The 25472-nt window shown below is 71.3% G+C and carries 18 protein-coding genes; 8 read left to right on the forward strand and 10 right to left on the reverse strand.

The window, feature by feature from the left end; genetic code table 11:
- Nucleotides 1-74: 74 nt before the first annotated feature.
- From BKI49_RS09960 to BKI49_RS09980, 5 genes are all read right to left on the reverse strand, one after another.
- Nucleotides 75-1457: an alpha-amylase gene (locus BKI49_RS09960; RefSeq protein WP_095933865.1), complete on the reverse strand. Its 1383-nt coding sequence runs from the start codon at nt 1455-1457 to the stop codon at nt 75-77.
- Nucleotides 1458-1694: 237 nt separating this feature from the next.
- Complete coding sequence (locus tag BKI49_RS09965) at nt 1695-3374, reverse strand: glycoside hydrolase family 13 protein (protein WP_095933866.1); 1680 nt, start codon at nt 3372-3374, stop codon at nt 1695-1697.
- Nucleotides 3375-3575: 201 nt separating this feature from the next.
- On the reverse strand, nt 3576-4484 hold the full coding sequence (locus BKI49_RS09970) for a sugar ABC transporter permease (protein ID WP_095933867.1): 909 nt from the start codon (nt 4482-4484) through the stop codon (nt 3576-3578).
- Between the two features lie 13 nt (nt 4485-4497).
- Entirely contained in the window at nt 4498-5502 is a 1005-nt protein-coding gene (locus BKI49_RS09975; RefSeq protein WP_095933868.1) for a carbohydrate ABC transporter permease, read from the reverse strand.
- Between the two features lie 133 nt (nt 5503-5635).
- A complete protein-coding gene (locus BKI49_RS09980; RefSeq protein ID WP_095933869.1) occupies nt 5636-6910 on the reverse strand; it encodes an extracellular solute-binding protein in 1275 nt (424 codons plus the stop codon).
- A 467-nt stretch (nt 6911-7377) separates the two neighbouring features.
- Between BKI49_RS09980 and BKI49_RS09985 the strand changes: the two genes are divergently transcribed.
- Both BKI49_RS09985 and BKI49_RS09990 read left to right on the forward strand, forming a co-directional pair.
- The gene (locus BKI49_RS09985) at nt 7378-8412 is read left to right on the forward strand and encodes a LacI family DNA-binding transcriptional regulator (protein WP_028800774.1); all 1035 of its coding nucleotides are present in this window, start codon (nt 7378-7380) and stop codon (nt 8410-8412) included.
- A gap of 110 nt (nt 8413-8522) precedes the next feature.
- A complete protein-coding gene (locus BKI49_RS09990) occupies nt 8523-9383 on the forward strand; it encodes a phosphatase PAP2 family protein (RefSeq protein ID WP_095933870.1) in 861 nt (286 codons plus the stop codon).
- Nucleotides 9384-9450: 67 nt separating this feature from the next.
- Here the strand turns inward: BKI49_RS09990 and BKI49_RS09995 are convergent, their stop codons facing one another.
- The gene (locus BKI49_RS09995; protein ID WP_095933871.1) at nt 9451-11022 is read right to left on the reverse strand and encodes an amidohydrolase; all 1572 of its coding nucleotides are present in this window, start codon (nt 11020-11022) and stop codon (nt 9451-9453) included.
- A 17-nt stretch (nt 11023-11039) separates the two neighbouring features.
- Nucleotides 11040-12500, reverse strand: a complete 1461-nt coding sequence (locus BKI49_RS10000; protein ID WP_095933872.1) for an APC family permease — start codon at nt 12498-12500, stop codon at nt 11040-11042.
- Nucleotides 12501-12668: 168 nt separating this feature from the next.
- On the opposite strand from BKI49_RS10000, the gene BKI49_RS10005 reads away from it, so the two are divergent.
- Nucleotides 12669-13274, forward strand: a complete 606-nt coding sequence (locus BKI49_RS10005; protein WP_095933873.1) for a TetR/AcrR family transcriptional regulator C-terminal domain-containing protein — start codon at nt 12669-12671, stop codon at nt 13272-13274.
- A 13-nt stretch (nt 13275-13287) separates the two neighbouring features.
- Here BKI49_RS10005 and BKI49_RS10010 read toward each other — a convergent pair whose 3' ends face one another.
- A complete protein-coding gene (locus BKI49_RS10010) occupies nt 13288-14184 on the reverse strand; it encodes a LysR family transcriptional regulator (protein WP_095933874.1) in 897 nt (298 codons plus the stop codon).
- Between the two features lie 71 nt (nt 14185-14255).
- Here BKI49_RS10010 and BKI49_RS10015 point away from each other — a divergent pair, with 71 nt between their 5' ends.
- Nucleotides 14256-15266 carry a DMT family transporter gene (locus BKI49_RS10015; protein ID WP_095933875.1) on the forward strand — a complete coding sequence of 337 codons (1011 nt, stop codon included), beginning with the start codon at nt 14256-14258 and terminating at the stop codon, nt 15264-15266.
- Here BKI49_RS10015 and BKI49_RS10020 read toward each other — a convergent pair.
- Complete coding sequence (locus BKI49_RS10020; protein WP_095933876.1) at nt 15254-18250, reverse strand: bifunctional [glutamine synthetase] adenylyltransferase/[glutamine synthetase]-adenylyl-L-tyrosine phosphorylase; 2997 nt, start codon at nt 18248-18250, stop codon at nt 15254-15256. The two genes, BKI49_RS10015 and BKI49_RS10020, sit on opposite strands and share 13 nt — an antisense overlap.
- A 128-nt stretch (nt 18251-18378) precedes the next feature.
- Between BKI49_RS10020 and BKI49_RS10025 the strand changes: the two genes are divergently transcribed.
- From BKI49_RS10025 to BKI49_RS10040, 4 genes are all read left to right on the forward strand, one after another.
- Nucleotides 18379-18819 carry a VOC family protein gene (locus BKI49_RS10025; RefSeq protein ID WP_095933877.1) on the forward strand — a complete coding sequence of 147 codons (441 nt, stop codon included), beginning with the start codon at nt 18379-18381 and terminating at the stop codon, nt 18817-18819.
- A gap of 111 nt (nt 18820-18930) precedes the next feature.
- On the forward strand, nt 18931-19818 hold the full coding sequence (locus BKI49_RS10030; RefSeq protein WP_095933878.1) for an alkaline phosphatase family protein: 888 nt from the start codon (nt 18931-18933) through the stop codon (nt 19816-19818).
- 1 nt (nt 19819) lies between these two features.
- The gene (locus BKI49_RS10035) at nt 19820-21376 is read left to right on the forward strand and encodes an MFS transporter (RefSeq protein ID WP_095933879.1); all 1557 of its coding nucleotides are present in this window, start codon (nt 19820-19822) and stop codon (nt 21374-21376) included.
- Nucleotides 21373-22395: a TolB family protein gene (locus BKI49_RS10040; protein WP_095933880.1), complete on the forward strand. Its 1023-nt coding sequence runs from the start codon at nt 21373-21375 to the stop codon at nt 22393-22395. Before BKI49_RS10035 ends, BKI49_RS10040 begins: the two co-directional genes overlap by 4 nt.
- 197 nt (nt 22396-22592) lie before the next feature.
- Here BKI49_RS10040 and BKI49_RS10045 read toward each other — a convergent pair whose 3' ends face one another.
- Nucleotides 22593-25400 carry a SpoIIE family protein phosphatase gene (locus tag BKI49_RS10045; protein ID WP_095933881.1) on the reverse strand — a complete coding sequence of 936 codons (2808 nt, stop codon included), beginning with the start codon at nt 25398-25400 and terminating at the stop codon, nt 22593-22595.
- Nucleotides 25401-25472 lie beyond the last annotated feature (72 nt).

Genomic DNA, 25472 nt, shown 5'->3' on the forward strand with positions numbered 1-25472 from the left:
TGCCGAACGCCCGCGTGACCGTATCGCTCACGCAAGGTTTACAGCAAGAGTCTTGCAAGGTGCAGAAAAGCTTTTCAGCAGCTGGACTTGCCCGCGTAGACCGCGAGCGCGGTGTTGGCGCCCAGGGTGGCCGTGAGCTGGCCCGAGGCGTTCACGGTGACCGTCGTGTTGTTCTGCACGTTGCAGTACGTGCCCGCGGCGAGCGAGGTGCTGTACGTGCGGGTCAGCGCGGAGGACTCGTGGTTGATGGCGACGAACCCCTTGCTGCCGCGTCCGAAGGCGATGGCGTCGTTGCCGTTGTCCCACCAGTTGGTGACGGACTGTCCGCGGGTGGCGTTGCGGAAGGCGACCATCGACTTGATCTCCGGCCAGGCGTGCTGGCACTTCCAGCCGTCCTGCCAGCAGGCGTTGACGGTGCCGCCGTTGGGCGGGCCGGCGTCCGCGTCGGACCACTCGTAGGCGGAGTTGATGTCGGGGGCGCCGTACGGGTAGGCGAGCATGAACACGTTGGCGAGGGTGTAGTTCGCGCCGTCCTTGTAGTTGAGCGTCGAGCCGTTGCGCTCGGTGTCGTGATTGTCGACGAAGACGCCGGCGACCGAGCTGCTCATGTAGCCCCAGCCCTCGCCGTAGTTCTTCAGGTAGGCGAGGTTCTCGTTGTTGAAGACCCGCTTGAGGTCGTAGGCGTAGCGGAACTCCTGCACGTCGCCGTTGCCGGTGTACTCGGTCGGCTGGACCGCCTCGCCCGAACCGTAGATGACCTCCTGCTTCCAGTACACCGACGGGTTACTCAGCCGGGACTTGATGTTGGCGAGGTCACCGGCCGGGATGTGCTTGGCCGCGTCGATCCGGAAGCCGTCGACCCCGTAGCCGAGCAGGGTGTTCAGGTAGCCGGCGATGGTCGCCCGGACGTACTCCTCACCGGTGTCGAGGTCCGCGAGACCGACGAGTTCGCAGTTCTGGACGTTGCCGCGATTGGTGTAGTCGCTGATGGTGGCGGTGCAGTCGTCCATGTCGTACGAGGAGTACAGGCCCGGGTAGTTGTACTTCGTGTACGAGGAGCCGCCTGTCCCGGTGCCGGAACCGGCCGACATGTGGTTGATCACCGAGTCGGCCACGACCTTCACGCCGGCGGCGTGACAGGTGCTGACCATGTTGCGGAAGGCGGTGGCGTCACCGAGCCGGCCGGCGATGCGGTAGCTGACCGGCTGGTAGGACGTCCACCACTGCGAGCCCTGTATGTGCTCGGCGGGCGGGGACACCTGGACGTAGCCGTAGCCGGCCGGGCCCAGCGTGTTGGTGCACTCCTTGGCGACCGAGTCGAACTTCCACTCGAACAGGACGGCGGTCACGTCCTTGGTTCCGGGCGGGGAGGCTTCGGCCACTCCGGCGGGGAGGGTCACGGAGGCCGCCATGCCTGCGGCGAGCGCGAGCGCGGTGGCGAGAGTTCTCTTGGCCATGTCTTCTCCTGCACATCGTCGTGCGGTGGGGGATGCGGGTGCGGGACCGGGGCGCCTGGTGCAAGTGGGGGGCCCTGGACGGAAGTTGCCCGATGAACCAGTCGGGCGTGTGCCGGAACGTATCTCTTGCCGGGAAGTTTCAGCAAGATGTCGTAAGGGATTTCAGTGCGTGAAAAAGGGGTGCTCCGGTCCCGATGGGACCGGAGCACCCCTTGAGGGCGCCGTGGTGGCGGGCCGTCAGGCAGTCCACCACACGGTCGTGTCCGCGGCCAGCTCGGCCTTGCCGTCCGGCGACACGGTCACGTCACCGCTGGCGATGAGCACCCGGCCGTGCGCCGGGAGGGTCACGGGCTCGCCCGTGGTGTTCGCCGTGCAGACGAACTCCCCGCGCCGGAAGGCGAGTACGCCCTCGGGCGCCGTCAGCCAGGAGACGCTGTCGCCCGCACCGAGGTCGGGCTGCGCACGGCGCACCGCGAGCGCCTCGCGGTACAGCTCCAGGGTGGAGCCCGCCACCCCGGACTGCGCCTCGACGCTCAGCTCGGCCCACTCGGCGGGCTGCGGCAGCCAGCTGCCCCCGCTGCCGAAACCGTACGAGGAGCCGGCGCGGGTCCACGGGATCGGCACCCGGCAGCCGTCGCGGAAGCCGTCCTGGCCCGCGCCACGGAAGTAGGCGGGGTCCTGCCGCACCTCGTCGGGCAGGTCCACGACGTCGGGCAGGCCGAGCTCCTCGCCCTGGTAGAGGTAGGCGGAGCCGGGCAGCGCCAGCATCAGCAGGGTCGCCGCGCGGGCCCGGCGCAGCCCCAGCTCCCGGTCGCCCGCCGTGCGGATCTGGGTGCCGAGACCTGCCTCGTTGGCGAACCGGGTGGCGTGCCGGGTCACGTCGTGGTTGGACAGCACCCAGGTGGAGGGGGCGCCGACCGGCCGCATCGCGTCGAGGGTGCGGTCGATGACCGAGCGCAGCTCCGCCGCGTCCCAGTGGGTGCCCAGGTACTGGAAGTTGAAGGCCTGGTGGAGCTCGTCGGGGCGCACGTAGTGGGCGGTGCGCTCGATGGTGGGCGTCCACGCCTCGGCGACGAAGATGCGCTCGCCGGAGTACTCGTCGAGGATGGTGCGCCACTGGCGGTAGACGGCGTGCACGCCGTCCTGGTCGAAGAACGGCATGACATCGTTGCCCAGCAGTTTCAGCTGGTCGTGGTCGCCGAGGTCCGGCAGGCCCTCCGCCTTCACCAGTCCGTGCGCCACGTCGATGCGGAAGCCGTCGACCCCCATGTCCAGCCAGAACCGCAGGATCGAGCGGAACTCGTCGCCGACGGCCGGGTGCTCCCAGTTGAAGTCCGGCTGTTCGGGAGCGAAGAGGTGCAGGTACCACTCGCCGGGGGTGCCGTCCGGCTCGGTGACCCGGGTCCAGGCCGGCCCGCCGAAGATGGACTCCCAGTCGTTGGGCGGCAGTTCGCCGTTCACGCCCTTGCCAGGACGGAAGTGGTAGCGGTCCCGCAGGTCGGAGCCTGGGCCCTCGCGCAGGGCGCGCTTGAACCACTCGTGCTGGTCGGAGGAGTGGTTGGGCACGAGGTCGACGATGATCCGCAGGCCCAGGGCGTGGGCCTCGCGGATGAGGGCGTCGGCGTCCAGGAGGCTGCCGAACATGGGGTCGACCGCGCGGTAGTCCGCCACGTCGTACCCGGCGTCGGCCTGCGGCGAGGCGTAGAAGGGGCTGAGCCACACGGCGTCCACGCCGAGGTCGCGCAGGTACGGGAGTCGGGAACGTACGCCCTCCAGGTCGCCCATGCCGTCGCCGTTGCTGTCGGCGAAGCTGCGCGGATAGACCTGGTAGATCACCGCGTCGCGCCACCAGTCGCGATGTGCGGCGACGGTGGCGAGAGCGGAGTTCGGGGCCTGGTCGGCGGAGTGCTGGCTCATGTCGTCCTTGATGCGTGACGGGTTCGAGGTGGGGGCTCCCCCGCACCGGGGCGGTGCCCGGTGCGGGAGAGGAAATGCGTCATCGGTGTGGCGGGCGATGAGGCGGCCGCGGAACCGGCGGGGTCGGATGGGCACCGCGGCCGCCACCCGCGCGCTGGGAGCGCGCGGGAGTCTTCGGGCGTCGGGGGCGTGCCGGGCGGGTCAGCCCTTCGTGCCGCCCGCGGTGAGTCCGGTCACCAGGTTCTTCTGCACGAGGTAGAAGAAGAGGGAGACCGGTATCGCGATCAGTACGGCCGTCGCGGCGGCCAGGTTGCGCTGCGCGTCGTGCTCGCTGACGAAGGTCTGGAGGCCGACGGCGAAGGTGTACTTCGAGTCGTCCAGCATGAACGTCGAGGCGAAGGCGACCTCACCGAACGCGGTGATGAAGTTGTAGAACGCGGCCACCGCGAGGCCCGGCTTGGCGAGCGGCAGGATCAGCCGGAAGAAGGTGCCGAAGGGGGTCAGCCCGTCGACGCGGCCGGCCTCGTCGATCTCGAACGGGATGGTGTCGAAGTAGCCCTTGAGCAGCCAGGCGCTGTAGGGCACCGCCGTCGAGCAGTAGACGAGGATCAGACCGAAGTAGGAGTCGATGAGCTGCAGGTCCGAGAGGATCTGGTACATCGGCACGATCAGCACGGCGATCGGGAACATCTGGGTGACCAGCAGGACCCACATGAACTTCTTGTAGCCGGGGAAGCGCATGCGCGACACCGCGTAGCCGGTGGTGGCCGCGACCATGACGCCGATGACCGTGGTGCCGAGCGACACGATGAGCGAACTCTTCATCCACTCGAAGAAGTTCGTGTGCTGGAGCACGAAGGAGTAGTTGTCGAACGTCATCGTGTCCCAGATGCGTCCGGGGTGCAGGTAGTCGTCCTTGTCCGGGCCGAGGGACAGGAAGACGAGCCAGGCGATCGGGAACAGCGCAGCGAGGCTCGCGACGATCAGGATGCCGTGGGAGACGAGCTTGCCGGTGAGGCTGCGCTCACCGCGCCTGCGTGCCGGACGGGGCGACTCGTCGTACCCGGGAGCCTGCTCGGCCGGAGGCGTCTGAAGGGTGGTGGTGCTCATGGAGACTCCTGCCTCAGATCGCGAGCTGCTGGTCATTGCGGTTCAGCCAGCGGCGGTAGAAGGAGGTGAAGACGATCAGAATGGCCAGCAGCAGCATGCCGTAGGCCGCCGACTGCGCGAAGTCGCGCGGCTGCTGTCCGAAGCCCAGGTAGTAGGCCCAGGTGACGAGGATCTGGGCGTCCGGCGCGGTGTTGCCGAAGAGGATGAAGATCACCGCGAACTGGTTGAACGTCCAGATGATGCCGAGGAGCACGACGGTGGAGCTGACCGACCTGAGACCCGGCAGGGTCACGAAGCGGAACTGCTGCCACTTGTTCGCGCCGTCCATCTCGGCCGCCTCGTACAGCGTGCCGTCGATGGACTGCAGTCCGCCGAGCAGCGAGACCATCATGAACGGCACACCGCACCAGGTGTTGACCATGATGGCGGCGAAGCGCTGCCAGAAGGTGTCCTCCAGCCAGGACGGCGCCGGCAGGTGCACCGCGTCGAGCATGGAGTTGATGATGCCGCCGTCGGCGAGCATGAAGCGCCAGCCGAAGACGGTGACGAAGGTCGGCACGGCCCACGGCAGCACCAGGACCAGCCGGTAGAAGGTACGGCCGCGCAACTTCTGGTTGAGCAGCAGCGCGAGACCGAGGCCGATGCAGAAGTGCAGGGCGACACACAGGACGGTCCAGGCGATGGTCCAGATGAAGTGCGACCAGAAGCGGTCGTACGACGTCGGACCCCACAGGATGTCCTTGTAGTTGTCCAGGCCGATGAACTTGTAGGTGGCGTCGATGTGGTTGACGCCGATCGTGCGGGCCGAGTTGAGGCTGTTGGCGTCCGTGAACGTCAGATAGAGGCCCCGTACCAGGGGATAGAGCACCAATCCGCCGAGTACGACGACGACCGGTGCGATCATCGCGTACGCGTACCAGTACTTCTGGTACGAGTGCTTCAGACGCTGCATCCGGCCCGGACGCGGTGCTCGGTCACCGCGGCGCTTGCCGGTCGCTCGGTCGATGGCGACTGTCATGGTTCGACACCTTCTGCAAGATCAGGAGTTGGGCGCACACAGCCGGTGGCCGCCGGATCCTCTCCCCCTGTTGTAGGGGTCCCTCCGGCCCGACGGAAGTCGGGCCGGGGAAGGATCCGGCGGCCACACGGGCTCACTTGCTGAAGTCCGGGACCAGCTTGGCGATCGCCAGTTCGGCGTTGCTCAGGCCCTTGTCCAGCGACTCCTTGCCACCCGCGATCTTCGGCAGCTCGGTGTCGAGCGGGCCCCACAGGGAGCCGTACTCGGGAAGCGCCGGGCGCGGCTGGGCGGCGGGGAGGACGCTCTGGTAGCCGGCGATGCCCGGGTCGGCCTTGACCTCGGCGGTGTAGGCGTCGTCACGCGTCGGCAGTGTGGAGTTCTTGAGGGCGATCGTCGACTGCGACTTCGCGGAGGTCATGAACTTCACGAACTTCAGCGAGGCCTCCTGGTGGGCCTTGTCCGAACCCGCGTACACGGAGAGGTTGTGGCCGCCGGTCGGGGCGCCCGCCTTGCCGGTGGAGCCGGCCGGGACGGTGGCGATACCGAGGTTCGCCTTGTCCGCGAAGGCCGAGCCCTTGTAGAAGTTGGTGATCTCCCACGGGCCCTGGATGATCGAGGCGACCTTGCCGTTGACGAAGGCGTCCTGGATGTGGGCGTACGCGTCGGCGGTGGTGTCCGCCTTGTGCAGGCCCTTGCCGGAGAACAGACCCTGCCAGGTGCCGAACGCCTTCTTGGCCTCGGGCGAGTTCACCGTGATCTTCTTGGCGTCGGCGTCGACCGTGTTGGTGCCCTCGCCGTAGAGGAAGGACTGCGCGTAGTAGGCCTGGGTCGAGCCCCAGTAGCCGTCGACGCCCGTCTTCTTCTTGATCGTCGCGGCGGCGGTCTTCAGGTCGGCCCAGGTCTTCGGGGCCTCGGTGATGCCGGCCTTCTTGTAGAGCGCCTTGTTGTAGACGAGCGCCAGGGTGTCCGTGACGAACGGCACACCGTACGTCTTGCCGTCGAACTTGGCCTGCTCGATCAGGTTGGGCTGGAACTTGCTCTGGTCCGCGAGGGCCTCGGTGCCGTCGAGCGGCAGGAAGTAGCCCTTCTTCGCGAAGGCCGGGGTCCAGCCGACCTCGGAGCGCAGGACGTCCGGGGCACCCTTGGAACCGGCGGCCGTGTCGAACTTGTTCTGCGCCTGGTCGAAGGGCACGTTGACGTACTTGACCTTGATGTTCGGGTTGGCCTTCTCGAACTCCTTGGCCAGGGCCTTGTACGTCGGCGCCTCATTGGTGGCGTTGGAGGTGTCCCACCACGTGATGGTGAGGGGTCCGTCCGACTTGTCGCTGCCGCTGTCGCTGCCGCCGCAGGCCGTCGCCGCGAGGGCGAGGGACGCCACCAGCGCGGTGGCCGCTATGCCACGCCGCATGAGATCTCCTTGAGGGTGAAAGCCCGAGTGGGTGGAGGAGCGGTCCCGCCCGCTCTCCTTGCCGACTTGCCGACTGCGCCGTTGCGTCCGCCGGGCGACGTGAACGTAACAGCGTTGTAAGCGCCGCGAAAGACCTTGCAGAAAAAAAATGCAAGGACTGCCGAGAGTTACCCGCCCGTGACCCGTCGGTGGCACTAAGGAAACCCTTGTGCGAGGCCGCTCAGCAGACATGTGGGCCTCTGTGCAAGACTCTGCAAGCTCTTGCCATGGCGGCCGGGTACGGGGATCATCTGCCCGTCAGCGCCTTGCAGGAGCCACCCCTTCCCGCGGCGCACGCACGGGACGCCGAGCCGACCAGAACAAGAGGGAGCGCGATGACGCAGCAGCCCGGAGCGGGCCGATCAACCGCCCGCACACGGCGTCTGGTTGGTGGGCAGGGTGAGATTCGGCCGGTACAGTCCAATCCCGTGACCACACGGCTTGCCGACATCGCAGCCCAGGCGGGGGTCAGCGAGGCGACTGTCAGCCGCGTCCTGAACGGGAAGCCGGGCGTCGCCGCGACCACCCGCCAGTCCGTCCTGGCCGCGCTGGACGTACTGGGCTACGAGCGCCCCGTGCGTCTGCGGCAGCGCAGCGAGGGCCTGGTGGGCCTGATAACCCCCGAGCTGGAGAACCCGATATTCCCCGCCCTGGCGCAGGTCATCGGGCAGGCGCTGACCCGGCAGGGCTACACGCCGGTGCTCGCCACCCAGACACCGGGCGGCTCCACCGAGGACGAGCTCACGGAGATGCTGGTGGACCGCGGTGTCGCGGGCATCATCTTCGTCTCCGGTCTGCACGCGGACACCTCCGCGGACATGCAGCGCTACGAGCAGCTGCGCGCCCAGGGTGTCCCTTTCGTCCTCGTCGACGGCTTCTCCCCCAAGGTGCAGGCACCCTTCATCTCTCCGGACGACCGCGCGGCGATGGCCCTCGCGGTCACCCACCTCGTCTCGCTCGGACACACCAACATCGGGCTGGCACTCGGCCCCAAGCGGTTCGTGCCCGTGCAGCGCAAGATCGAGGGCTTCGTGCGCACCGTGCAGGAGCAGTTGGGGCTGAGCCCCGCCGACATCGAGGAGCGGCTGGTCCAGCACTCGCTCTACACCCTGGAGGGCGGTCAGGCCGCCGCCAGCGCCTTGATGGACCGGGACTGCACGGCGGTGGTGTGCGCGAGCGACATGATGGCGCTCGGTGCCATACGGGCGGCCCGGCAGCGCGGCCTGGAGGTGCCGAAGGACGTCTCGGTGGTCGGTTTCGACGACTCCCCGCTGATCGCGTTCACCGACCCGCCGCTGACGACGATCCGCAAGCCGGTCCCGGCGATGGGGCAGGCCGCGGTCCGCACGCTGCTGGAGGAGATCGGCGGGACGCCCGCTCCGCACAGTGAGTTCGTGTTCATGCCGGAGCTGGTGGTGCGCGGTTCGACCGCTTCTGCACCCGGGGACCGCAATCGTCCCTGAGGAGGAGAATGCGGGGCCTTCGTGCCCCTCCTCCCGGTGTAGAACGTGCGGCCCGGACCCGACCAGGGGATGATCGGTCGCAGAACGCTTTTCTGGCAGACTCTGTGCCTATGGGTGAGAAGACCGTGACGACACTGGAAGGCCGGGAGCAGGCCCCTCCACAGCCCGTCGCGGAGGAGGAAGCGGGGCACGGTTTCCTGCACAGGTTGCGGGCCCCGCGGCGCCCCCGCTTCTGGTTCGAGATCCTGTTGATCGCCTTGAGCTACTGGACGTACTCGCTGATCCGCAACGCCGTGCCGGAGCAGAAGCACGAGGCCCTGCGCAACGCGGACTGGATCTGGCGCACGGAGCACCACCTCGGGATCGCCGTCGAGCAGTCGGTCAACCACACCGTGAACTCGGTGACATGGCTGATCATCGGGATGAACTACTACTACGCGACACTGCACTTCGTGGTGACGCTCGGTGTGCTGGTGTGGCTGTACCGCAGCCACCCGGGCCGCTACGCGGCGGCCCGGCTCGCGCTGTTCGCGACCACGGCCGTGGCCCTCGTCGGCTACTACTTCTTCCCGCTCGCGCCGCCCCGTCTGATGACCGGCGGCGACTTCGTCGACACGGTCCTGGTCCACCACACCTGGGGCTCGATGGCCTCGGGCGACCTGAAGCACATGTCCAACCAGTACGCCGCGATGCCCTCCATGCACATCGGCTGGTCGCTGTGGTGCGGTGTGACCGTCTTCGCGCTGGCGTCCGTGCCCTGGGCGCGCGTCCTGGGCCTGCTGTACCCGGCGACGACGCTCGTGGTCATCGTCGCCACCGCCAATCACTTCTGGCTGGACGCGGTCGGCGGCATGATGTGCCTGGCGTTCGGGTTCCTGGTGGCGCGGCTGTGGTTCGGCGCCCTGCCGTACGCGCTGCCGCGCTGGGTGCCGGGTACGGGCGGGGCCGCCCTGCTGCCGCTGAAGGTCTGACCGGTACGCCCGCGGGCCGGTGGCCGGGTCCCCCTGGACCCGCCGCCGGCCCGTCGGCGTACCGGTGTCAGGCGCCGCGGTGCACGATGTGTCCCCCGGTCACGGTGAGGCGCACCGGGGCCTCGGCGACCTCGTCCGCGGGTGCCTCGACGGGGTCCAGACCGAAGGCCGTGAGGTCCGCCCGCAGGCCCGGAGCGATGCGTCCGGCCGCCTCCGGCTCACCCGCGGCGATCGCGGCGTGCGTCGTGCAGCCCTCCAGTGCCTGGAGCCCCGTGAGCCCGGCCCGCGCCGAGGCCGCGCCCAGCGGCGCGCGGGCGGTCGCCAGGACGCCGCGCACGTCGTACGCGGCGATCGGCCAGTCGGAGCCCAGGGCGACCACCGCACCGGCGTCGCGCAGGTCCCGGGTGCGCCAGGCGCGTGCGGCCCGCTCGGGCCCGAGCCTGCGGGACCACTCGTCGCCGTGGTCGGCGCGCGTGTACCCGGTGTGCGGCGGCTGCATGGAGGCGATGACCCCGAGCTCCGCGAAGCGTGCCGGGGTGCCGTCGGGGGCGGTCTCGATGTGCTCGATCCGGTGGGCCAGCCGCCCGCCCGGGCCGAGCGCCCGCACGGTGTCGAGCACGTGCCGTACGGCCGCGTCCCCGATGGCGTGCGTGGCGGTGCGGACGCCGGCCGCGTGCAGGTGCCGTACGGCGGCGGCGTAGGCGGCGGGGTCGGGCCAGAAGGCCTCGGTGCCCTGTCCGTGGCAGTCGGCGTGCTCCAGCCAGGCCGTGCCGCCCTCCACGGTGCCGTCCATGAAGAACTTGACGCCGCCGACCAGCCAGTGCCGGCCCTTGCGGCCCTGGAGCGCCACCAGCTCGTCGAGGGCCGCGCGGTCCGCGCCGGGCATGCACCAGGGCGCGAACCGCAGCCGTACCGGCAGCACGGTCTCCTCGGCGACGGCGCCGACCAGCTCCGGGTCCCCGGCGTCCATCACGTGCGCGCCGGTCAGCCCGGTGGCCGCCATCGCGGACAGCAGCTCGACGAGCCGGGTCCGCCGTTCGCGGTACGAGGGCCGGGGCATGACGTCGGCGACCAGGTCCATCGCGGCGTGCTCGACGAGGTGGCCGGTGGGCCGCCCGTCGGTGTCGCACACGACCTCGGACCGCTGGACGAAGGAGCGCGGCCCGTCGACGCCCGCGCGGGCCAGGGCGGCCTCGCTGACGAGCGCCGAGTGGCCGTCGTACAGGCGCAGGAAGGCGGGCGCGCCGCCCAGGGCGTCCTCGACGAGCCGGCGGTGCACGGGGCGTCCGCCGAAGACGTTGTGGTCGAGCCCGAAGCCGATGACCCAGCCGTCGGTCCGTGCCGCCGTGGCGAGCGCGTGGCGCAGACCGTCCAGGTCCCGTACGGCGGACAGGTCGGCGCCGGTGGCCATCTCCAGCCCCCACACGGGGTGGCTGTGGGAGTCCACGAGTCCGGGCACGAGGTGCGCCCCCTGCAGGGCGACGGTCTCGGTGCCCGGCCCGCGCCAGTCGCGTACGTCGTCCTCGTCGCCGACCGCGGCGATCACCCCGCCGCGGACGGCGACCGCGGTGGCGTGCGGCCGGGCGGGATCGAGGGTGCGGACCTCGGCGCCGGTGAGGATCAGCTCGGCGGTGGGCATCTGCGGAACTCCTTTGGCTAATCGGTGGCTTCGACGGGTTCGGCGGCGAAGTTCTGGTACACCCGCGGTCGTGCGCGGCGCAGCCAGCCGGCCACGGCGAGGCCGATGACGAAGACGGCGGGCGACAGGACGATCAGGACGGTGTTGACCGTGGTGGACGCGCCGGTGAACAGGTCGATGTGGGTCACCACGAGCACGATGGCGGTGGCGAGCAGCACGGTCGCGAGGACGGGCGCCACCACGGTGCGCAGGACGCCCTCCTGGTGGCTGACCTTGCGGAAGTAGCACGGCACGGCGATGGCGGCGAGCAGCTGGAGCGCGAACAGCCCTATCATTCCGGGCGTGTTGACCCACAGCAGCAGCTGGTTGTACGGGTCGGCGCCGGCCGCCCAGAAGCCGAGGACGACGACGGCGCCGAGGACGGTCTGGGCGATCCCGGCGACGTACGGGGAGCGGTGCCGGGGGTGGATGCGGCCGAGCGCCCGGGGCAGCACGCCCTCCTCGGCGAGCGCGAGGCCGTAGCGGTTGATGGCGTTGTGGAAGGCGAGCAGGGAGGCGAGCACGCTGGTGATGATGAAGACGTGCATCAGGTCGGCCGCCCAGCCGCCCACGTAGGTGGTGATGGCGGAGAAGAAGAGCCCGCCGGGGTCGGTGGCCGCGGCCTTCATGACCTCCGCGTCGCCGAAGGCCTGGATGACCACCCAGACGACGAACGCGTAGAAGAGGCCGAGGAATCCGACGGCGACGTACGTGGCGCGCGGCACCGTGCGTTCCGGGTCGCGGGCCTCCCGGCGGTAGATGACGGTGGACTCGAATCCGGTGAACGCGGCGAAGGCGAAGGCGAGCACCGCGGCGGTGCCGGGCACGAGGACGTGGTCCGGTGCGAAGGAGGCGCCCGACAGCCCGTGCGCGCCGCCCTTGAGCAGGACCCCGCCCGCGAGCAGGACGAGTATCCCGGTCTCGGCGACGAGCAGGACGCCGAGCAGCTTGGCGCCGAAGTCGATGGAGCGGTAGCCGCCGTATCCGATCAGGAGCAGTCCCACCAGGGACACGGGGAGCCAGGGGACGTCCGTCCCGAAGAGGGCGTGCACAGTGTCCTGGGTGGCGGTGCCCAGCAGGCCGTAGACGCCGATCTCCATGCCGTTGTAGCCGATGAGGGCGAGCAGCGCGGCACCGATGCCGACGGGACGGCCGAGGCCGCGGGTGATGTACGCGTAGAAGGCTCCGCCGCTGCGCACGTGCCGGCTCATGGCCGTGAATCCGACGGCGAAGACGGCGAGCGTGACACCGGCGATGAGGTATCCGGCGGGTGCCCCGATCCCGCCGAGCAGGACGGCGAGCGGGGCGACGCCCGCCATGACGGTGAGCGGTGCGGCGGCCGAGACGACGAAGAACGCGATGTCGGCGGTGCCGAGGGAGCCCGGGCGGAGGGTCGCCGCGGGGGCCGGCGCTCTCTCTTCGGAAGTGGTGACGGGCATGCTGGCAAAGCCCTTCTGGCGGGGGCGGGGAGCAGGTCCGGGGCGTGCGGGGCGGCCCGGGGTCCGCAGCCGCGACGGCTGCCGGGACCCGTAAACCTAAAGCCTTTCGGTTTCCGCAATGTAACCTCCCGTTGGGCATCCGGGAAGACCTCAGGGAGTACGCAGATCATGGGACGGCCGCGCACACCACTCCTCGACCGCGAGCGCATCACCACGACGGCGCTCGAACTGATCGACGAGCAGGGCGAGTTCAGCGTGCCGCAGATCGCCAGGCGGCTCGGCGTGCAGACCGGCTCGGTGTATCACCATGTGGACGGCCGGGACGGCATCGTGGAACTCCTGCGGGAGCGGGTGGCATCCGCGATCGACACCCACACCCTGTCCCTGGCGCCCTGGGACGCGGCACTGGCCGCCTGGGCCCGCTCCTACCGCGCGGCCTTCGCCGCGCACCCGAAGGCGATCCCGCTCCTCACCACGTCACCCGTACGAGCGCCACGCGTCCTGGAGCAGTACGAGCGCGCGGTCACCCTCCTGCAGGACGCCGGCTTCGCCCTGCCCGACGTGATGCCGGTGATCATCGCCCTGGAGAACCTGGTCCTCGGCTCGGCCCTGGACCTCGCGGCCCCGGAGGCCATGTGGGAGCTCCCCGACGACACGACCACCCCGCGCCTCGCCGCGGCCCTGGACGCCGTCGGCGAAGGCCGCGCGGACCGCGCCTTCGAACTGGCCCTGGACGCCTTCCTCGCCCACGCGAGGGCCCTGCAGGGGGCGTGAGGCCCGGGCGGCGTTACGCGCCCTCGCGGGCCACGGCGCTCAGCGCGTCCAGCAGACCCCGCAGCGCGGGCCGTTCGGGGGCGGACTCGCGCACGGCCGCGTAGATGACCCTCATGGGCTCGGGGTCGCGGACCTTGCGCACGACGACGTCGGGATGGCGGCCCCGCAGTCCGAGCCGGGGGATCAGGCTCACCCCGAGTCCCGCCGCCACGAAGCCCTGCGCGGTGACGTAGTCCTCGCTCTGCACCACGAAGCCGGGCGTGAAGCCGGCCGCCGCGCAGGCGTCGAGCTGAGCGGCGAGGCAGGGCCCGGGCCATTCGCTGCCCACGAAGGGCTCCCCCGCGAGGTCGGCGAGTGCGGGCGTGCGCCGCCCCGCGAGCCGGTGCCCCCGCGGCAGGACGGCGCGGTACGGATCGTCCAGCAGGTGCACGAGCCGCACACCGTCCGGGACGGGGTCGCGCGGTCCCACGACGAGCGCCAGATCGGCCCGCCCCTCCTTCACGTCCGGCAACGGGTCCTCGGGGTCGGTGAGCTTCAACTCGACCTCGACACCCGGATGTTCGGAGCGGAAGCGGGCGACGGCGGGCGCGACGAGCGCGGCCCCCGCGGTCGCGAAATACCGTACGGCCAGCCGTCCCGTGCGCCCGGACAGCAGATCGGCCAGCGCGGTCTCGGCCTCGGCGACCTGGCGCCCGATGACCTCGGCGTACTCGGTCAGCAGGAGCCCGGCCGGGGTGGGCCGCACGCCCCGCCCGACCCGCTCCAGGAGCTCGGCCCCCGCTTCCCGCTCCAGCGCGGCGATCTGCTGGCTGACGGCGGACGGTGTGTACCCGAGGTCCGCCGCGGCGCCCGTGACGGACCCGCATCCGACCACCGCCCGCAGGACCTGCATGCGCCGCACATCAAGCATGCAGCTCAGCTTAACAGTCCATACAGCACTCTTCACTTGTCCTCAATCCATTCCTCCTGGACCGTGGACCCATGCAGCGCTCCCTGACGTCCTCCCTGCGCATGGGCGCCCTGGCCCTCCTCTGGGGTTCGGGCTTCCTCTGGATCAAACTGGCCCTGAACCACGGCCTGTCGCCCGCCGCCATCACCCTCACGCGCTGCGCCCTGGGCACGGCGGTCCTCGCCCTCCTCGCCCGCTCGGCAGGTCAGCGGCTCCCCCGCTCGCGCTCCCTGTGGGGACACCTGGTCGTCGCCGCCCTCTTCTGCAACGCGATCCCCTTCGCGCTCTTCGCCCTCGGCGAGCAGACCGTCGACTCGGGCGTCGCCGGTGTCCTCAACGCGACGACACCCCTGTGGTCGCTGCTCATCGGAGTCCTGCTGGGCACCGACCGCGACCTGCGCCCGCGGCGTCTGACCGGCCTTCTCCTCGGCTTCGCGGGCGTCCTGGTGATCTTCGCCCCCTGGCGGCACTCGCACCTCGTGGGCTGGGGCGCCCTCGCACTGCTGGGCGCGGCCGCCAGTTACGCGATCGCCTTCGCCTACATGGCCCGCCACCTGACGGGACACGGCGCCCCGCTCGCCGTCTCGGCGGCCCAGTTGCTCACCGCCACCGGCTGGAGCGCCCTGGCCCTGCCGGCCGCGGGCCCGCTCCACGACGTCGACGTGACGGCCCTGCCGGCGGTCGCCGTGCTCGGCGTCTTCGCCACCGGCATCACCTTCTACCTCAACTACCGCATGATCGCCGACGAGGGCCCCACCAGCGCGGCGACCGTGGGCTATCTGCTGCCGGTCGTCTCGGTGGCGCTGGGCGCGCTGGTCCTGGACGAACGCATCGGCGCGCGGGTCGTGGCGGGGATGGTGACGGTGCTCGCCGGCGTGGCGCTGTCACGTCGGGCGCGGCCGGGCCCGGCCGCGGGCGGGACCGGAGCCGGGCCCGGGGCCGGAGCCGGAGCCCGGGCGGAGACCAGGGCCGCAGCCGTCGCGGACGCCACGGACGCCGACGCCGTCGCCGCCACCGGTCCGGGGACGGCTCACGCCCCGTAGAACAGTTCCTCCACGAGGGCCCTCGCCCGCCTGGTCGTCCGCCGGTAGTCGTCGAGCATGTCTCCCACGTGGCCCGGCCCGTAGCCCAGGTACCGTCCCACCGCGGCGAGTTCACGCGCGTCGGTCGGGAAGGTGTCGCCGGCCCGGCCGCGGACCAGCATCACGGCGTTGCGCACCCGGGTGGCCAGCACCCAGGCCTCGTCCAGCGTCGCCGCGTCCTCCGTCGAGATGAGCTCCGCCGCACAGGCGGCGGCCAGCGCCTCCCGCGTCCGTGTCGTCCGCAGGCCCGGCTCCGCCCAGCCGTTCTGCAACTGCATCAGTTGCACGGTCCACTCCACGTCGGACAGCCCGCCCCGTCCGAGCTTGGTGTGCAGCGCGGGGTCGGCGCCCCGTGGCAGCCGCTCCGCCTCCATCCGTGCCTTCAGCCGGCGGATCTCGCGCACCGCGTCGTCGCCGAGCCCCTCCGCCGGGTACCGCAACGGGTCGATCAGCTCGATGAACCGGCTGCCCAGGTCCTCGTCGCCCGCCACGTGTTCCGCGCGCAGCAGCGCCTGCGACTCCCACACCAGCGACCAGCGCCGGTAGTAGGCCTCGTACGACTTCAACGTCCTCACCAGCGGGCCCGACTTGCCCTCGGGCCGCAGGTCCGCGTCGATGAGCAGGGGCGGGTCGGCGCTCGGGATCTGGAGCAGCCGCCGCATCTCGGACACCACCTTGTTCGCGGCGCGGGCCGCCTCCTGATCGTCGACGCCCTCCCGGGGCTCGTGCACGAACAGCACGTCCGCGTCGGAGCCGTAGCCGAGTTCGTGTCCGCCGAACCGGCCCATCCCGATCACCGCGAACCGGGTGGGCAGGGTGTCCCCCCACCCGTCACGCACCACGGCCCGCAGCGTGCCGGCGAGGGTCGCGGCCGTCAGGTCGGAGACCGCGCCGCCGACCAGGTCCACCAGGGCGCCCTGGTCGGCGACGGCGGGCATCTCCTCGGTGGCGTAGGAGGCGACGATGTCGGCCGCGGCGGTGCGGAACAGCTCGCGCCGCCGCACCCCGCGGGCGGCGGTGACCGCCTGCTCGCCGCCGTCGGCCCGGCCGACCGCGGCGAGTATCTCCTGCTCCAGATGGGCCCGGGTCCGCGGTTCGAGCCCGCCGCCGTCCCCGTCGCCGAGCAGGGCCACCGCTTCCGGGGCGCGCATCAGCAGGTCGGGGGCGAGCCGGCCCGCGGACAGCACCCGTGCCAGGTTCTCCGCCGCGGCGCCCTCGTCCCTCAACAGCCGCAGGTACCAAGGGGTCTTGCCTAGGGCGTCGGACACCTTGCGGAAGTTGAGCAGTCCGGCATCGGGGTCGGCGGAGTCGGCGAACCAGCCGAGCAGGACGGGCAGCAGGGTCCGCTGGATGGCGGCCTTGCGCGTGACGCCGGACGCCAGCGCCTCCAGGTGCCGCAGCGCGGCGGCCGGGTCGGCGTACCCGAGCGCGACGAGCCGTTCGCGGGCCGCGTCGGGGCTCAGCCTGCTCTCGCCGGGGGCGAGTTGGGCGACGGCGTCGAGCAGCGGCCGGTAGAACAGCTTCTCGTGCAGCCGGCGGACGACGGCTGCGTGCCGCTTCCACTCCCGGTTCAGTGCCACGACGGGGTCGGACCGCAGTCCCAGCGACCGTCCGATGCGGCGCAGATCGGCCTCGTCCCGGGGTACCAGATGCGTGCGCCGCAGCCGGTAGAGCTGGATGCGGTGCTCCATGGAGCGCAGGAACCGGTACGCGTCGTCGAGCTGCATGGCGTCGGCGCGCCCCACGTAACCGCCGGCGGCCAGCGCCTTCAGCGCGTCCAGCGTGGTGCCGCTGCGCAGCGACGTGTCCGCCCGCCCGTGCACCAACTGGAGCAGCTGAACGGCGAATTCGACGTCGCGCAGTCCGCCGGGGCCGAGCTTCAGCTCGCGCTCGATCTCGGCGGCGGGGATGTTCTCGACGACCCTGCGGCGCATCTTCTGCACGTCGGCGACGAAGTTGTCACGCTCGGCCGCGTGCCACACCAGCGGGGCGAGTGTGGCCACGTACTGCTCGCCGAGGTCGAGGTCCCCGGCCACCGGCCTGGCCTTCAGCAGTGCCTGGAACTCCCAGGTCTTGGCCCACCTCTGGTAGTAGGCGAGATGGCTGCTCAGCGTGCGCACCAGCGGTCCGTTGCGCCCCTCGGGGCGCAGGTTGGCGTCCACCGGCCAGATGCTGCCCTCGACGGTCGTCTCGGAGCAGATCCGCATCATGTGGGAGGCGAGCCGCGTCGCGGCCTGGAGGGCCTTGCGTTCGTCGGCCCCGTCGGCGGCCTCGCCGACGAAGATCACGTCGACGTCCGACACGTAATTGAGCTCGTGTCCCCCGCACTTGCCCATCGCGACGACCGCGAGGCGGCACTGCGCCGCGTCGTCGGGGGCGGCCGTCCCGGCTATGGCGAGGGCGGCGCGCAGGGTCGCGGTGGCGAGGTCGGCGAGCTCGGCGGCGGACTCGGCGAGGTCGGTGGTGCCGCACACGTCGCGCGCGGCGATGGACAGCAGGCAGCGCCGATAGGCGACGCGCAGCGAGACGGGGGTCGATGCCTCGGCGAGCCCCCGCTCGAACTCCCGTACTCCGGGGTGCAGGTCCTGCGGCTCGTAGGTGACGAGGGCGTGCCAGTCACGCGGGTGCCGGGCGAGATGGTCGGCGAGGGCGGCCGAGGAGCCGAGCACGCCGAGGAGCCGGTCGCGCAGGGGCTTGGCCGCGATCAGGGTGTCGAGCAGTTCCCGCTGGGCGGTGTGGCCGTCCTGCGCCTCGACGAGCCGGACCAGTCCGAGGAGCGCGAGGTCGGGGTCGGCCGTGGCGCCGAGCGCCTCCAGGAGCACCGGGTCGGAGCGGACGGGTTCCAGCTCGGCGCCGTCCAGGAGGCGCTCGGCGGCGGAAGGGTCGGTGAAACCGTGCCGCAGCAGCCGTGTGAAGGTACTGCTCCTGCGTCCCGGCGCCGTCATCCTCGCCCTCCTTGTCCGATCAAGGTCGTACGAGCCAGAGCCTAACCCCGGTCACCAGGGTGGCGCCCCGCGCCGGACTCCGCTTCTGTAGGGGATGCCCGTGCGCCGTACGACAAAGGAGTCACGCCATGGACATGACCCTCGAAGTGATCCTGCTGCCGGTGTCCGACGTGGACCGGGCCAAGGAGTTCTACCGCGACAAGGTCGGGTTCCACGTCGACCTGGACGGCGAGGTGATGGAGGGGGTGCGGATCGTCCAGCTGACTCCGCCCGGCTCGGGGTGCTCCATCGCGCTGGTGGACGGCCTCCAGGTCCCGACCGGCACCCCGCAGCCGGGGACGTACCACGGGATGCAGTTGTGCGTCGCCGACGCCAAGGCCGCGTACGACGAGCTCACGGCCCGTGGCCTCGACGTCAGCGAGCCGGTGGAGTTCGCCCCGCAGGACGGCGCCACGTTCATGTACTTCAAGGACCCGGACGGGAACGGCTGGGCGATCCAGGAGTACCGGCGGCGCGAGACGGAGCCGCTGCACCTGCTGCTGAGCGAGCTGGCCGCCCGGCGGCAGTAGTTCATCCGCTCTTCACCCCTCGGGTTGGGCCGCGTGGGGCGGGGGAATGTTGGCGTGTACATGCTCTGTCCGCACCGCCCCCGCCTCTTCCCCCCCCACCGGAGGTCTGAAGTGTCCGGCAGAAACGTGTACCACCGCAGCCGTGCCCTCGTGGCGTCGGCCCTCGCCTTCACCGCCGCGGCGGTCGGGCTGTGGACCGGATTCGGCGGCTCGTCCACCGCCCACGCCGCGGCCGCGGTCCCGACCCCGGACCACGTCGTCGTCGTGGTCTTCGAGAACCACGCCTACAGCCAGGTGATCGGCTCGTCCAGCGCGCCGTACATCAACTCCCTCAAGACGGGAGGCGCGAACCTCTCCCAGTCCTACGCCGAGACCCACCCGAGCCAGCCCAACTACTTCGCCCTGTTCTCGGGCTCCACCCAGGGCATCACCGACGACAGCTGCTACACGCCCGGCTTCTCCTCGGCCCCCAACCTCGCCTCCGAGCTGATCGCGGCGGGCAAGACGTGGGGCAGCTACAACGAGACGCTGCCCAGCCAGGGCTCCACGACGTGCAGCAGCGGCAAGTACGCCCGCAAGCACAACCCGTGGTTCGGCTTCAGCAACGTACCGACGTCGAGCGCCAGGACGTTCGCGCAGTTCCCGACGGACTACTCGACGCTCCCGCAGGTCTCCTTCGTCGTCCCCAACCTGTGCAGCGACATGCACGACTGCTCGGTGTCCTCGGGCGACACCTGGCTGAAGAACAACCTGGGCGCCTACGCGACCTGGGCCAAGACCCACAACAGTCTCCTCGTCGTCACCTTCGACGAGGACAACCGGCTCAGCGGCAACCGCATCCCGACCGTGCTCTACGGCCAGCAGGTGACCGCCGGCTCCTCGTCCTCCACGACGTTCAACCACTACGACCTGCTGCGCACGCTGGAGGACATGCACGGCCTCCCGCACGCGGGCAACGCCGCCTCGGCCAAGGACATCACCGGCATCTGGACGTCCTGAGATGTACGTGGCGGACAGCCGCGCCGGCACCCCGAAGACCTCGGCGGCGGCGTCCGCGGAAAGCGCCGCCCGGCCCCGGGCCGGGCGGCGCCGTGCCGCGGTCGCACCCACGGTGCTGGCGCTCGGCACGGTCAGTCTGATCACCGACGTCTCCTCGGAGATGGTGACGGCCGTGCTGCCCCTCTACCTGGTGGCGGGCCTCGGCCTGTCCCCGCTGGGCTTCGGACTCCTCGACGGGATCTACAACGGCTTCTCGGCGCTGGTGCGTCTGGTCGGCGGGCACCTGGCCGACCGGGGCGGCGGCCGGCACAAGTGGGTGGCGGGCGCCGGGTACGCGCTGTCGGCGGCCTGCAAGCCCCTGCTGCTGGTGGCGCCGTCCCTGACGCCCATCGGGCTGATCCTGGCCGCCGACCGCACCGGCAAGGGCCTGCGCACCGCCCCGCGCGACGCGCTGATCTCCTTGTCGAGCACCCCGGAGACCCGGGGGCGCGCCTTCGGTGTGCACCGCGCGATGGACACGGCGGGCGCGCTCTTCGGGCCTCTGGTCGCCTTCCTGATCCTGCGGACGACCGTGGACGGCTATGACGCCGTGTTCACGGTGAGTTTCTGCGTGGCCGTGGTCGGGGTGCTGGTGCTGGTGCTGTTCGTGCCGGGGGGTTCCGGCACGAGGGGCGGCTCCGGCGCGGGGGCCGGCTCCGGCGCGGGGGCCGGCTCCGGCGCAAGGACCGGCTCCGGCACAGGCACAGGGGCCGGTTCCGAGGCGGAGGCCCGTTCCGGCACAGGGGCTGGTTCCGAGACGAAGGCCCGTTCCGGCGGGAGGGCCGACGAGGCCGCCGTGGAAACCGGCCTCGACGCCGCTGCGGAAACCGGCCCGGACGCCGCCGTGGAAACCGGCCCGGACGCCGCCGTGGAAACCGTCGTGGACACCGCCGCGCCCGCCGACCGCGGGAAGGCGGCCCCCCGCCCCACGCTCCGCGCCGCCCTCGCTCTCCTGGGCCGGCGTGACCTGCGCCGCATCACCGTCTGCGCCCTGCTCCTCGGGCTCGCGACCGTCAGCGACTCGTTCGTGTACCTGCTGCTCCAGCGGCGGCTCGGCGTGCCGGACCGGTGGTTCGCGCTGCTGCCGCTCGGCACGGCGGCGGCGTTCCTGCTGCTGGCCGTCCCGCTCGGCCGGCTCGCGGACCGGACCGGCCGGTGGCGCGTGTTCCTGGCGGGCCACGGCGCCCTGCTCCTGGCGTACGGGCTCCTGCTGTCCTCCTGGCACGGGTCGGCCCTGCCGTACGCCGTCCTCGTGCTGCACGGCGCCTTCTACGCGGCGACCGACGGCGTGCTCATGGCGGCCGCCTCCGACAGCGTGCCGAGGGAGCTGCGTTCGTCGGGGCTCGCGCTCGTCCAGACGGGTCAGGCGCTGGCCCGCTTCGCCTGCTCGCTCGGCTTCGGCGCGGCCTGGACGGCGTGGGGCGACCGCACGGCGCTGACCGCGTCGGCCGTGGCGCTGGCGTGCTGCGCCCTGTTCTCGTTCCGGCTCCGTCCCACCCCTCCCGAAGGGCTCGCATGACCCTCCGCACCCGCATCCTGGTCCTGGTCTCGGCGCTGGTCGCCCTGGCTGGCGTCGCCACGGCGTCCGTCCTGCACGCGTCGGCCCGGGCGGACCGCAGGAACCAGGCCCGGCCCGGCGGCCCGCGGATCACCGCGGGCACGGTGGCGCTGACCGGCGACGGCGGCCGTATGGTCTTCCGGAACATGGCGTGGGGCCCGCACCGCGACGAACTGGTCACGGTCCCGGCGTCCGACCCGTCGGGCCCGCGCACCGCGTCCGGGGTCAAGTGCCTGCGCTTCTACGCCGCGTCGGGCACCGGGGTGTGCCTCCAGGCGGTGCACGGACCCGTCCAGGACACCTACCGTGCCGTGGTCCTCGACGCGCGGCTGAAGGAGCGGGCCCGCTACGACGTGCCCGGCATCCCGTCCCGCGCCCGGGTCTCCCCCAGCGGCCGCTACGCCTCCTGGACGGCATTCGTGGGCGGCGACTCGTACGCGGGCACGAACTTCTCCACCCGCGCGGCCGTCGTCGACACGCGGACGGGGAAGCTGACCCCGTCCCTGGAGGCGTACCGGGTGGTGAAGGACGGCAGGAACTACCACGCGGCGGACGTGAACTTCTGGGGCGTCACCTTCGCCGCCGACGACCGCACGTTCTACGCGACGCTGGCGACCGGCGGGAAGACGTACCTGGTCCGCGGGGACCTGCGCACCCGCACGGTCACCACGCTGCGCACGAACGTCGAATGCCCGTCCCTCTCCCCCGACGGCACCCGCGTCGCCTTCAAGAAGCGGGTCGAGGGCCTCCCGAAGGACGCCCCCTGGCACCTCTACGTCCTCGACCTGCGCACCATGCGCGAAACCCCGCTCGCCGAGCCCCGCAGCGTCGACGACCAGGCCGTCTGGCGCGACGACCACACCCTCGTCTACGCCCTCCCCGGCGACTACGGCGCCGACCTGTACGCCGTCCCGTCCGACGGCACGGGAGCACCACGACGCATCAGCACGGCGGCGGTGTCACCGGCGTACATCGACTGACGTGCGAGCGTGAACCGGCCCGGCCCGGGGACGCGGGTGGGGTCGCGGGGTGACCGTGCGAATGGCACGGACCTCGCGCCCGACGCCCGGGAACAACCACGGGACCCGCGGTCGGCGACCACGAGCCCCGTCGGACTGTCAGCGACGCCGATCCGCGCCTGCAGCACCGGCAGGCGCTTCCCTTTCTCAACGCCGGCTCACAGGCCAGGATCATCGAACTGGTCGAGAAGAAAGTCGACCGGGGCGAGGCCCAAGGCGGCGGATGCGCCGTCGTGAAGAGGCTGCTCCGTCCAGATGACCTTGCCGTGAGTGGTGTACCGCGTCCCCCATCGCGAGGCGAACTGCGCCACCAGGAACAGTCCCCGCCCGCCTTCGTCGGTGGTCGCCGCCCGCCGCATGCGCGGCGACGTGCCGCTTCCGTCCGACACCTCGCAGATCAGACAGCGTCCGTGGAGCAGCCGTACGCCGACCGGTGGCGAGCCGTACCGGATCGCGTTCGTGACCAACTCGCTGATGATCAGCTCCGTGGCGAATGCGGTCTCCTCCAGCCCCCACTTCAGCAACGTCTCCCGGCAGCGCGCCCGTACCGAGGGAACCACCGCGGGGTCCGGCGGCACGTCCCACATGGCCACATCCGAGCGCGGGAACCTCCGGGTACGTGCCGTCAACAGCGCGATGTCGTCGGAGGAGTGTGACGGCTTCAACGAGTCGATCACCGCTCGACACGTCTCCTCCGGTGTGCGGCCCCCGGACCCGCCCAATGCCCGGCGCAGTCGCTCCATCCCGACGTCGATGTCGATGTCGTGGGTACGGTCCTCCACGAGGCCGTCGGTGTACAGCACCAGTTGCGAACCCTCCGGCAGGGACAGTTCCACGGTCTCGAAGGGGTAGCCGCCCAGGCCGAGCGGTGCCGAGGCCGGCACGTCAGGACAGGTGACCGTCCCGTCCGGGCGCACCACCACCGGCTCCGGATGCCCCGCACGGGCCATCGTGCAGGCCTCCGTCACCGGGTCGTAGACCGCGTAGAGGCAGGTCGCTCCGGTCACGCCCTCGCCTTCCTGGCCCTCCCTGGCATCGTCCGTGTTCTCCTCGTTGTCCATGCGGACGACCAGGTCGTCCAGGTTCCCGAGCACCTCGTCCACGGGCAGGTCCAGGGTGGAGAAGTTGTGCACCGCGGTGCGCAGCCGGCCCATCGTCGCCGCCGCGTGCAGCCCGTGACCGACGACATCACCCATGACCAGAGCGACGCGAGCGCCCGGAAGCGGGATGACGTCGAACCAGTCCCCGCCCACCCCGGCCTCCGCGGGCATGTACCGCCAGGCCACCTCCAGTGCGTCCTGCTCCGGCTGGCGCCGCGGCAGCAGGCTGCGCTGCAGCGTCACCGCCATCGCGCGCTCCCGGGTGAACCTCCGGGCGTTGTCGATGGCCACCGCCGCCCGCGCGGCCAGTTCCTCCGCGAAGGTGAGGTCATCCGGCTCGAACGTCGCGGAATCCACCGTCCGGTAGAAGTTCGCCACGCCCAGCGTTACGTTCCGCGCCTGCAGTGGCACGGCCACCAGTGAACGCAACCCGCGCTCCAGTGCCCTCATGGCGCGCTCCGGATCTTGTTCCCGCCAGCCCTGTGCCTGCCGCAGGTCCGTCTCGAGCGTCACCCGTCGCTCCTGCAGCGCCCGCATCTGCGGCGTTCGGCGCGAGAATGAGATCATCTGGCCCCGCGGATACACCGGAATCATCCGCCCCTCGCCGCCGATCGCCGCCCGGCGCAGATGCCGCCAGCCCTCCGCCGTGGGCTCCCACCCCCGCAGCACCGCTTCGAGCAGATCCACCGTCACGAGGTCGGCGAACTGCGGCACCGCCACGTCGGCGAGCTCCTGGGCCGTACGCTCCACATCCAGCGTGGTCCCGATCCCCACCCCGGCCTCGTACAGCAGCTTCAGCCGCTCCCGCGCGACCTCGGCCCGCCCCGAGACCGCGGCCAGCTCCGTGGTGTCCCGCAGAGTCACCACGCTGCCCTCCGGCTCGGCCTTCGGGTACGTCGGCCGCTTGTTCACCGCCAGCAACCGGTCCCCCGCGAGACGAACCTCATCGGTGACCGCCTCCGGCGACGACAGCAGACGCGTGATCGGCTCCGGCAGTCCCAGCTCCCGCACCGGGCGCCCCCGCAAGTCCGCCGGCAGTCCGAGCAGCCGTGTCGCCTCGTCGTTGGCCATCAGCAGTCGTCCGTCGGCGTCGGTGATCAACAATCCTTCCCGCACCGCGTGCAGGACCGCGTCGTGGTGCCTGTACAGCTCCGCCAGCTCCGCCGGGGCCATGCCGTACGTCTGCCGCCGCAGTCGCCGGGAGACCAGCGTCGTTCCCGTCACGGCCAGCACCAGCGCGGCCACGCCGCTGCCCAGGATGATCGGCAGCTCTGGCAGCCACAGCGCCGCCACGTTCCTGACCGTGATTCCGGCGGAGACCAGGCCGACCACCTTGCCGTGCGAGTCGGTCACCGGGACCACCGCCTGCACGTCCGTCCCCCTGCCCGCGGGCAGCGGCGGCCCGCCGGCCTGCTCGACGACGGTACGGCCATTCAGCGCCGGTTCGATGGTGCCGACGAACTTCTTCCCGATCTCCCGCGGGTAGGGATACGTATAACGAATCCCGTCCGTGTTCATGGCGATGACGAAGTCCACGCCCGCACGCTTCCGCGCCTCCTCGGCCCGAGGCTGGAGCACCGCCGTCGGATCCGGGCTCTGCAGCGCCTCGGCCACGCCAGGAGCACTCGCGAACGACTGCGCCGCGACGATCGACTCCATGCGCCCCTGCTGCAAGGCGTCATTTGCCGCCTGGAGCACCATGGCCCCCACGGCGGCCACGACCAGCAGGACCACGATCACGACCTGGAGAAGGAACACCTGACCGGCCGCACTGCGCAGGTCCAGCAGGGAGGCGCGACGTGCGCGCGAGCCCCCCACGGGCGGATGACGTTCCGGACCCCGTGGGCGCCCGGAAAATACTTCCATACACCCTTGATAACACCGCTGCGAGGAAGCCGACGCACGTGCAATCGGTGCGTCCGCCTGCTGCGGGAAGTG

It is taken from the genome of Streptomyces sp. Tue6028 (assembly GCF_002300165.1).
In the GTDB taxonomy this organism is placed as follows: domain Bacteria; phylum Actinomycetota; class Actinomycetes; order Streptomycetales; family Streptomycetaceae; genus Streptomyces; species Streptomyces siamensis.